Genomic DNA, 8,770 nt, shown 5'->3' with positions numbered 1-8,770 from the left:
GCGGCGCGCGCGCCGCAGGGGTCGCTGCTGGCGGCGATGCCGCTGTTCGCGGTGTTCGAGCACCTGCCCGAGGTGATCGTGGTGCAGGGCTTCTACGAGAGCGAGGTCGTCACCAAGGCGATGCACGGCGCGTTGTACGCGGTGCACTCGGCGCGGCCCGACGACCCGATGCTGGCGCATGTGCGCCATCTGCTGATCTTCTTCCTGGTCCGCGCCGAGCGCTGGGCCGAGGCCATGAACCAGCTCGTGCACGTCGACGGCCATGTGGGCGCCCTCCCCTGGACGCTCGCCTCCGAGCCCGCCTCGGACTACGCGATATACCGGGCCCTGGCGGTCGCGGGCTACGAGGCGAACGGCGGCAGCCCGGCGACGCTGCTGCACTGACGCCCGGGGCCGGGCCGCGCGCCCCCGCGCGCGCCGCCCGGCCCCACCGGCTCTCTCCGCCCGAACCACACCGCCCGGCCCCACCGGGCCCACTTCGCCCGGACCACACCGCCTCGCCCCACCGGCCCACGCCGCCCCGCCTGCCGCACGCCCGGCCGCGGAAGCCGCACACCCCTTTGCGGCCCCTCCAGTAAGGCCTTGCCACCCTCACATCCCGTGAGAAATACTCCGCCCCCTCACCTCTTGGTCATGGACACGTCCCAGGCCAACCGATTTAGTTGATTTTGTGATCGTTCGCGATCACACCGTGGGGGGAAACTGCCCGATGGGCGCAACCCTGCGCGCAGTGCGCGCTCTCGTGTTGCTCGCCGGCTTCTATCTGCTCGGCGTCATCCTGCTCGCGGCGCTCGCCGGCGCCGACTATCTGCTGTACCTGCACGCGCCGTCCGGCGTGGCGCTCAAGCTGTACGTGGTCTCCGTACTCCTGGCCCTCCCGCTGATCCGCGGCCTGTTCATGCTGCGGACCCCGAAGGGCGAGGAGCGGCCCGGCCTCGCGGTGACCGACGCCGACGAGCCCGCGCTGTGGCGCACCGTGCGGGAGCTCGCCGACCAGGTCGGCACCCGCGCCCCGACGCGCATCCTGCTGACGCCCGAGGTCAACGCCGCCGTCAGCGAGGACGCCCGGCTGCTCGGCCTGCTGCCCGGCCCGCGCCGCCTCTACCTCGGCGTACCGCTGCTGCAGGGCCTGACCGAGGCGCAGCTGCGCGGGGTCCTCGCCCATGAGCTGGGCCACTACTCGAACTCCGACACCCGCCTCGCGGCCATCACCGCGCGCGGCCGGGCCCAGGTGCTGCGCACCATCGACACGTTCGAGGAGCGGGCCGACAAGACCGCCGGACGCGAGCAGGCCCGGCAGGAGAAGAAGAACGCCAAGGCCGCGGCCAAAGGCAAGAAGACCAAGGAGATCGACACCCGCCACTCGGGCTTCACGTATCGGCTGATGGCGCGGATCTACGTCGCCTACGCCCACCTCTACTTCCGGGCCACGCTCGCCGGTTCACGCCGCGAGGAGTACGCCGCCGACGCCGCGGCCGCCCGGATCGCCGGACGCGACGCCACCGCCTCGGCGCTGCGCGAGATACCGGCGCTGTCCGCCGCGTTCGGGTTCTACATGAACAGCTACGCCACGCTCGGCTCCGAGGCCCGGCTGCTGCCGCCGCGCGGTGAGTTCTTCGGCGGGTTCGGCCGGATGCTGACCGCCCGCCAGCTCGAACTCGTCGGGCTGCGCAGCGACCTGCCGAGCGAGCCGTCGTCGCCGTACGACTCGCACCCGCCGATCGCCGACCGTGTCGCGCGGATCGAGGCGCTGCCCGCCGACGGCCGTGCCGACGAGGCGAGGGGCGCCGCGCTGACGCTGCTCGCGGACCCGGAGCGGACGCTGGCGGAACTGGAGGACGCGGTCCTCACCGACGACGTGCTGCGGTTCGCCCGCGCCGCCGACTGGCAGGAACTGCTCGACGGTTCGATGGCGGCGAACTTCGTCTCCGCGGACACCGCCCTGCACCGGGCGCTCGCGATGTACACCAAGGAGCACCCGTCCCTGCGGGGACTGCTGAAGGTGATCGACGACGGTCAGCTGTGGCAGCTGGCGCGGCGGCTGCCGGTGTCCGACCAGGCGGCGGAGGCGAAGGGGCGGGCCTTCCGAGAGTTCGTCCGGCCCGCCTTGGCGGACGGGCTGCAGACCATGGTGCTCGCCGAGCTGAGCGCCCACTCCCGGCTGCGCTGGGAGTTCTCCTGGGCGGACGCGGCCATGGTGCACCTGCCGTCCGCACCGGACGGCTCCGAGGCCGACCTCGGCGCCGCGATCGGGGCGGCGGTCGCCGACCACCCGGACACCGGGCCGCTGCGCGCGCTGCTGCCCTCCGCTCCCCAAGGCCCCGCCGCGCGAGAAACGGACGCCCCGCGATGACCGTACTGCTGTGGATACTGGCCGTCCTGGCCGTGCCCACCCTCCTGATCGGTCTGTGGCTGGCCGGGGTGTTCCTCAAGGAGTTCTTCCGCCCCAGCGGCGGCGACGCCGACCCGGACGCCGCCGAGGCGCTGGGCCTGCTTCCCGCCGAACGGCAGAACACCAAGTACGCCGGTCCGCTGCCGACGGGCGTCGACGCGACGCTCGCCGCCGTGCGAGGCGGCGACTGGAAGGCCGCCGCGAAGCTGCTGCACGACATCGGCCGGGACTGGGACCGCCGCTCCTGGGCGACCGGCCTGCTGGGCGGGATCGCCGCCGACGACGACGAGTGGCTGCTCGCCTGGGAGGCCGACCGGCCCGACGACCCGGACGCGGCCGTCGTCCGCGCCCGCAGCACGGTGATCCTCGGCGGGCAGATGCGGGGCGCGAAGCGCGCCACGTACACGACCGGCGAGCAGTTCGCGGGCTTCCACCGGATGCTGGAACGTTCCCGCGAGGAGATCGCGCGGGCCGCCGCGCTGAACCCCGACGACCCCACGCCGTACGTCACGGAGATCACCGTCGCCCTGGGGCTCGGTTACCCGCACGCCGAGATGGACCGGCTCTGGACGGAGATCACCGCCCGCGCCCCGCACCACTACGAGGCGCACTACATGGCGCTCCAGTACTGGTGCGCGAAGTGGCGGGGCTCGGAGAAGCTGGCGACGGACTTCGCCGAGCGGGCGGCGGCCAACGCGCCGCTGGGCAGCCTGCTCACGGTGCTGCCGCTGATCGCCCACTTCGAGCACGACCAGTCGGACGACAGCGAGGTGGACCGCACGCCCAGGATGATCGGTCGGGTCGACGCGGGTCTCGCCGACGCCGCCGCGGCCGACCAGACCCACCCGCGCCTGCCGGAGCTGCGCCACCTCCTCGCGTACTACCTCGCCCTCCAGAACCGCGACGCCGCCGCGCTCGAACAGTTCAGGCTGGTCGACGGCCACGTCAACGCGCTGCCGTGGCGCTACCGGGGCAGCGAGGAGGAGATGGCCGCGTTCTACTGCCGAATCCGCAACGCCTCGGCGCAGGCGGTGGCGGCGGAGAGCGCCGACTGACAGCGCCACCTCGGCGACCGGAATTCGGGCGGTACCCGGAGCGTTCTCCAGGTACCGCCCGCTCGTTCCCGCACGTTCCTAGGAGTCACGATGCTCTTCGGCCGCACGCCCCAGCTGCCCACCCCCGAGCAGGCTCTGCCGGGCCGCGCCGAGCTGCCGTTCACCGTGCCCGACCGGCACACCGTGCTCGGCACCCCGCTCCTCGGCCCCTACCCGGAGCACCTGGAGATCGCCGACTTCGGCCTCGGCTGCTTCTGGGGCGCGGAGCGCAAGTTCTGGCAGCTCCCCGCCGGCGTGTGGACCACGCTCGTCGGCTACCAGGGCGGCTTCACCGAGAACCCGACCTACGAAGAGGTGTGCTCGGGCCTCACCGGCCACACCGAGGCCGTCCGCGTCGTGTACGACCCGTCGCTCATCTCGTACGAGCGGCTCCTCCAGGTCTTCTGGGAGTCCCACGACCCGACCCAGGGCTTCCGCCAGGGCAACGACGTCGGCACCCAGTACCGCTCCGCCGTCTACACCCACACCCCGGCCCAGGAGAAGGCCGCCGCCGCGTCCCGCGAGGCGTACCAGAAGGTCCTCACCGGCTCCGGCTACGGCACGATCACCACGGAGATCCTCCCGGCGGAGGGCCGCGCCTTCTACCCCGCCGAGGGCTACCACCAGCAGTACCTGGACAAGAACCCGGCGGGCTACTGCGGCATCGGCGGCACCGGGGTGTCCTGCCCTATCGGCGTCGCCAAGGCCGACGGCTGACGTCACGGGTGGCCTTCGGAACGTACGCCCGCAGAGTGCGTGACGAGCGGTTGCCGCTCGTCCGACGGCACACGGCGCTGAGGTGTGCCGTCGGGGACTACGGCCCGCTCGGCTTCAACGCGACCTGGGCGTATCTGAGCGCGACGGCGTGCCCCGCCCCCGATCTGCGAAGGGATTCCGCGGCGTTGTCGCGCGCGCTGGGCACGCTGGAGGAGAGCCGAGCCGCGCACCTTGCCGAAATGGCCGTCCTCGCCGCCCGCCGCCGGGCGGAGAAGGCGGCTGGCCGCCGAACCCCACGAGCGTCCGACATGGCCACTCTGCGTGGTCCGCGCTGGCCGAGTTCGACGCCCCCTTCCCGGCTGGGGTTGATCGCCGCCGTGGCGAATCGGCACTCGGCGTTCCAGCGCATCCCGTACCCCGACGAGACGCTCTCCCCCGACATCGACGTACGCCAACTCAGCCACTTGCACGCCCGGCTCGATAACTGCGCCTCGTCCTACCTCAAGACCCTCGGCCGCCTCGACCGCCCGGCCGCAGCGGAACTGACCGACACCGCCCACAGCATCCGCGGCCTTACCCGGCCTGGTTATTCGCCCCTGAACATGTACCTGCTCCCGTGGCTGCGCTTCGCGAACCTGCTCACGTACGCCGCTGCGGCATCGGCGGCACCGGGGTCAAGCTGAGTACCCCGTTCGAGACGAACTGGGGGCGTCCTGCCCTACGGGCATCGCGCCCGCTTCGGAGCCGACGGACAAGGAGCCGCAGCGGCAGTGCGGCGTCGAAGGAGAGCCGGTTCCTGCTGCCGGGGAAGTGCGGGCACGCGCGCGCCGTCGTCCGCACTCGCTCTCGCTCGGTCACCTGCCTGGCCGGGCTACCTGACGGTGAAGTCGGCTGCCTCCCTGTCCAGGGTCGTCGTGCCGTCCTTGGCGGTGGCCAGGACGGCGACGTGCCAGGTACCGCGCGGGGAGGACTTCGCGTCGGAACGGGTGACCTCGACGCTGTACGTGCAGTGCACGGTGTTCTTTCCGGAGGGCTTGCAGACGGCCGACTCCGCGTCGGCCATGTCCTTGGCGGTCAGCTCGTCCTTGGCGAAGGACGAGTGCTGCGGCCATGCCAGCACCTTCACGCTCTTGACACCGGCGGACGCCGTGACGTCGGTGTCGAAGGTCAACGATCCGTCGCGGTCGGCATCGGGAGCGGTGTAACGGGCAGTGCTGTGCGTCAGCTTCAACGGCTGATCCCCGGCGTAGGCAAGAGTGAGGGCACCGGCGCCACCGAGGACAACGACACCGGCGGCCACGGACAGAGCAGTACGTCGGGACATGAGCATCTCCGTAAAGGTCCTGTATCGGGTCGGCGCTTCTCGACTGCGCCGCTTCACCGATACTCGCCGCACGGAGACCGCCCGAACATGAGCGCACCTACTCAACTCAGGTTGAGTAGGCCGGTGTTGCCGCCCACAGGGCACATGACAGCGAGGGCTCGGCGGCACCGGGGTGTCCTGCCCGACCGGCGTCGCCAAGGCCGACGGCTGATCCGAGCGGACCGGGCAGGACGGGCGGGCGTCAGCCGGCGCGCTCTACGGGGTTCGCTCCGACCGCTCACCGCTCATACCGGGGGGCGGGTCCGGGCGGCTGCCCTGCTGTCACGCGGAAGCGACCACCTCGCCGGCCATGACCTCGGGTGGGTCGGGAAGCAGTGACGCGAGGTTGTCCCGCACGAAATCCGAGGCCCTGGAGATCGACTCCTCGGCGCCGGCCCGGTCCTGGAAGACGCTGGTCGAGACCATCACTCCGTCCCCGGCGTCGACCCAGTAGTAGGCCACGAAGCCGGGGACTTGGCGCATGAGCGGCACGAACCCCTCGTTCACGAGACGTGCCGCCTCGGCCGGATCGGTCACCCCTTCGTACCGCCGCACTGCTGCGTACATCTCCAAGCTCCTCACTGCGTTGTGGGTTCGTCCTCTGCCGGCACGTCGTGCCCCGGTGGCCGTCGGCCCGGGGCCATGGATCCCGTGAGCCACGGGCTCAGGGGCCGCCCCCGTCCGGCTGGAAGCTCGCCAGCATCTGCTCCAGGGCCGCCTGGTCCGGGCCGACGAAGGGCGGCGCGGACGGGGCGGTGGCGAGCGTGTCCAGCATGGTGCCGGTGATGCCGGCGGCCGGCGGCAGATGCGTCGAGAGGACCAGGTCGGGCTTGCGGTCCTTCAGGGAGTCGAAGGTCCTGAGGTACTTCTCCACGTCGACCGTCTGCACCCAGGGGCTGTCGACCGTCGCCCAGAGGAGCTGGGCGGTGCGCAGGTCCTCGACGGCGACATCGCGGACGTCGTCGGCCTGGGCGAGGTCGGCGGTCGGCAGCGGGGCGCCGAAGCAGTCGGAGCTGAAGCAGACACCGGAGTGGTCGTCGAAGAAGCCGACGGTGGCGGGGTTGTCGAACAGCGGCGGACGGAACCCGGTGAGGGTGCGGTCGCCGATGTCGAGCGTCTCGCCCGGATTCACGAGGTAGGCCCGGTCGAGGGGCAGCGGGTGCTCGCAGGACAGGATCCCGGCGCCGATGAACGTCGTCACGACCCGCGCCTTCGGGGCCGCCGCCAACAGGTCGAAGATCCCGCCGGTGTGGTCGCGGTCGGGGTGGGTGAGCCAGATCCAGCGGACGTCGGCCGGGTCCAGCACGGTACCGAGGGCCTCGACGAAATTCCGGTCGGGCAGCCCCAACCCGGTGTCCACGACCACGGGTTCGGCGCCGAGCAGTACGAAAGCGTTCACCGGGATGTGCCCGATGCCCGGCACCTCCAGGCTGTCGGCGAGAACGCTGATGTCCGGGCGCAGCCGGTGCACGGTACCCGGGCGGACCTTTTGAAGGGGCATGTCACTCACACCTCTGAAACCCCCCGGCGGGTGATCGTCGCGACCGCATGCCTCCGCTGTTGCTCCCCGCCTCCATCGTCCGGCCGTGCGAGCGCGGGCGCATCCGCTGCCATGACCGCACGTGCTCGGAGCAGAATGACGACGCGACGCTACGGAGGAGGGGGTTGCCCATGCTGTTCGGACGGGGCCGGGAGCCGCGGATGCCCACGGCCGAGGAGGCGCCGCCGGGGCGGGCTGCGCTCGCGTACGAGGTGCCCGAGACGCACGCCGTGCTGGGGACGGCCCTGCTCGGGCCGTATCCGGAGGGAGCCGAGGTCGCGTCCTTCGCGATGGGCTGCTTCTGGGGCGCGGAACGGCGGTTCTGGCAGGTGCCGGGTGGCGTCCGCACCACCCTCGTCGGGTTCCAGGGCGGATACACGCCGTACCCGGTCGACGACGAGGTGCGAACCGGGCTCACGGGGCACGCGGAGACGGTACGCGTGGTGTTCGATCCGGCCGAGGTGTCGTACGAGCGGCTGCTGCGGGTGTTCTGGGAGGGGCACGACCCGACGCAGGGCTTCCGCCAGGGCAACGACGTCGGTACGCAAGTCCGCTCGGTCGTCTTCACGCACTCACCGGAGCAGCGCGCGGCCGCCGAGACGACCCGCGCGCGGTATCAGGCGGCGCTGTCCGCCGCCGGACACGGGGCGATCACGACCTCGATCGTGCCGGCCGAGGAGTACCCGTTCTATCCGGCGAGCGCACTGCACCAGCAGTACCTGCACCGGGACCCGGCAGGCTACTGCGGGGCCGGCGGCACCGGGGTGTCCCTGCCCTGAGGCGCCGGCAGACGGCCATCGGCGGCCGACGGTGTTCGATAGCTTTCCGGCATGTGTGTCTCCCTGGCCCCGGCCGAGTTCACCGGCACCACCCTGTACTGCGGGCGGCTGCACCACCCCGAGCACGGGCTGATCCACGTCCTCGGCTACCAGAACACGGCGGCGAATCTCGCCGACGGCCCCAACGCCATGCTGCTGCACCTGCCGGCGCGGCAGATGAGCCGACGCAACTTCCTGTCCGTGGGGCGCAGTTCCGACGTGCTGGAACGGATGGTGGACGCGGTTCGGCCGGTCTCCGTGGGCATGGTCGACGACTCGATCGCCTGGATGGGAGCGGCTCGGGGGCCGGCGGTGGAGGTGTTCGAGCACGACGTGTACACGGTGGTCCTGGCCCGTGACCCGCGTGCCGTGCCGGCGGCGCTCGCCGAGGTGCCGGAGCACCGGCGGCCCGCGCTCAACCCGGAGTTGTTCGCGTTCTACGCCGAACGCTGTCCCGCGCACGCGATCGCCGTCTGCTGCTTCGACAACGCGGAGGCTGCGCAGGCAAAGCCGCTGCTCATGTGGTACCCGCCGCACGACCCCGATGTGCTGACGCTGCCCGCGCTCGACTGCCACACCGGGGCCGTGCCGGATCCGGACGCGCTGGTGGACACGGACCACTGGGTGATCCTCGGCACGGACGCGGCGCCGGACGGCTGGGGTTCGCCCGTCGACCACGACCCCGCGATGCGGCACGCGCTGCGGAGCTTTCTGCCGAACACGGTCGTGGGCCGCCACTTCGGCGGGCCGCTGCGCAACGGGGACTTCACGATCAGCCACGAGGAACTGCTGCGGGTCGGTGAGGAAGGGGTGAGCCGGGTGGGGGTGTTCTAGGGCCGCCGAGGG

Annotated in this window: 9 protein-coding genes and 1 pseudogene; 7 read left to right on the top strand and 3 right to left on the bottom strand. The window is 71.9% G+C overall.

What is annotated here, in order from left to right:
• From AOK23_RS50380 to AOK23_RS27680, 5 genes and pseudogenes are all read left to right on the top strand, one after another.
• Positions 1 to 384: pseudogene (locus AOK23_RS50380) on the top strand (hypothetical protein); the annotation flags it as partial.
• Between the two features lie 325 nt (positions 385 to 709).
• On the top strand, positions 710 to 2,353 hold the full coding sequence (locus tag AOK23_RS27695) for a M48 family metalloprotease (RefSeq protein WP_055715345.1): 1,644 nt from the start codon (positions 710 to 712) through the stop codon (positions 2,351 to 2,353).
• Complete coding sequence (locus tag AOK23_RS27690; RefSeq protein ID WP_055715344.1) at positions 2,350 to 3,447, top strand: hypothetical protein; 1,098 nt, start codon at positions 2,350 to 2,352, stop codon at positions 3,445 to 3,447. Before AOK23_RS27695 ends, AOK23_RS27690 begins: the two co-directional genes overlap by 4 nt.
• 90 nt (positions 3,448 to 3,537) lie before the next feature.
• Complete coding sequence (gene msrA, locus AOK23_RS27685) at positions 3,538 to 4,203, top strand: peptide-methionine (S)-S-oxide reductase MsrA (protein ID WP_055715343.1); 666 nt, start codon at positions 3,538 to 3,540, stop codon at positions 4,201 to 4,203.
• Positions 4,204 to 4,238: 35 nt separating this feature from the next.
• Complete coding sequence (locus AOK23_RS27680) at positions 4,239 to 4,886, top strand: hypothetical protein (RefSeq protein WP_055715342.1); 648 nt, start codon at positions 4,239 to 4,241, stop codon at positions 4,884 to 4,886.
• Positions 4,887 to 5,074: 188 nt separating this feature from the next.
• Here AOK23_RS27680 and AOK23_RS27675 read toward each other — a convergent pair whose 3' ends face one another.
• From AOK23_RS27675 to AOK23_RS27665, 3 genes are all read right to left on the bottom strand, one after another.
• On the bottom strand, positions 5,075 to 5,527 hold the full coding sequence (locus AOK23_RS27675) for a DUF5707 domain-containing protein (protein WP_055715346.1): 453 nt from the start codon (positions 5,525 to 5,527) through the stop codon (positions 5,075 to 5,077).
• A 321-nt stretch (positions 5,528 to 5,848) separates the two neighbouring features.
• Complete coding sequence (locus AOK23_RS27670; protein WP_055715341.1) at positions 5,849 to 6,133, bottom strand: hypothetical protein; 285 nt, start codon at positions 6,131 to 6,133, stop codon at positions 5,849 to 5,851.
• 97 nt (positions 6,134 to 6,230) lie between these two features.
• The gene (locus tag AOK23_RS27665; RefSeq protein WP_055715340.1) at positions 6,231 to 7,067 is read right to left on the bottom strand and encodes an MBL fold metallo-hydrolase; all 837 of its coding nucleotides are present in this window, start codon (positions 7,065 to 7,067) and stop codon (positions 6,231 to 6,233) included.
• 170 nt (positions 7,068 to 7,237) lie between these two features.
• Here AOK23_RS27665 and msrA (AOK23_RS27660) point away from each other — a divergent pair, with 170 nt between their 5' ends.
• Both msrA (AOK23_RS27660) and AOK23_RS27655 read left to right on the top strand, forming a co-directional pair.
• On the top strand, positions 7,238 to 7,885 hold the full coding sequence (gene msrA, locus AOK23_RS27660) for a peptide-methionine (S)-S-oxide reductase MsrA (RefSeq protein WP_055715339.1): 648 nt from the start codon (positions 7,238 to 7,240) through the stop codon (positions 7,883 to 7,885).
• Positions 7,886 to 7,936: 51 nt separating this feature from the next.
• Positions 7,937 to 8,758, top strand: a complete 822-nt coding sequence (locus tag AOK23_RS27655) for a hypothetical protein (RefSeq protein ID WP_055715338.1) — start codon at positions 7,937 to 7,939, stop codon at positions 8,756 to 8,758.
• Positions 8,759 to 8,770 lie beyond the last annotated feature (12 nt).

It is taken from the genome of Streptomyces torulosus (assembly GCF_001419765.1).
GTDB lineage: Bacteria > Actinomycetota > Actinomycetes > Streptomycetales > Streptomycetaceae > Streptomyces > Streptomyces torulosus.
The sequence above is the reverse complement of the archived record's forward strand: the minus strand, read 5'-3'. Positions and strand labels throughout refer to the sequence as shown.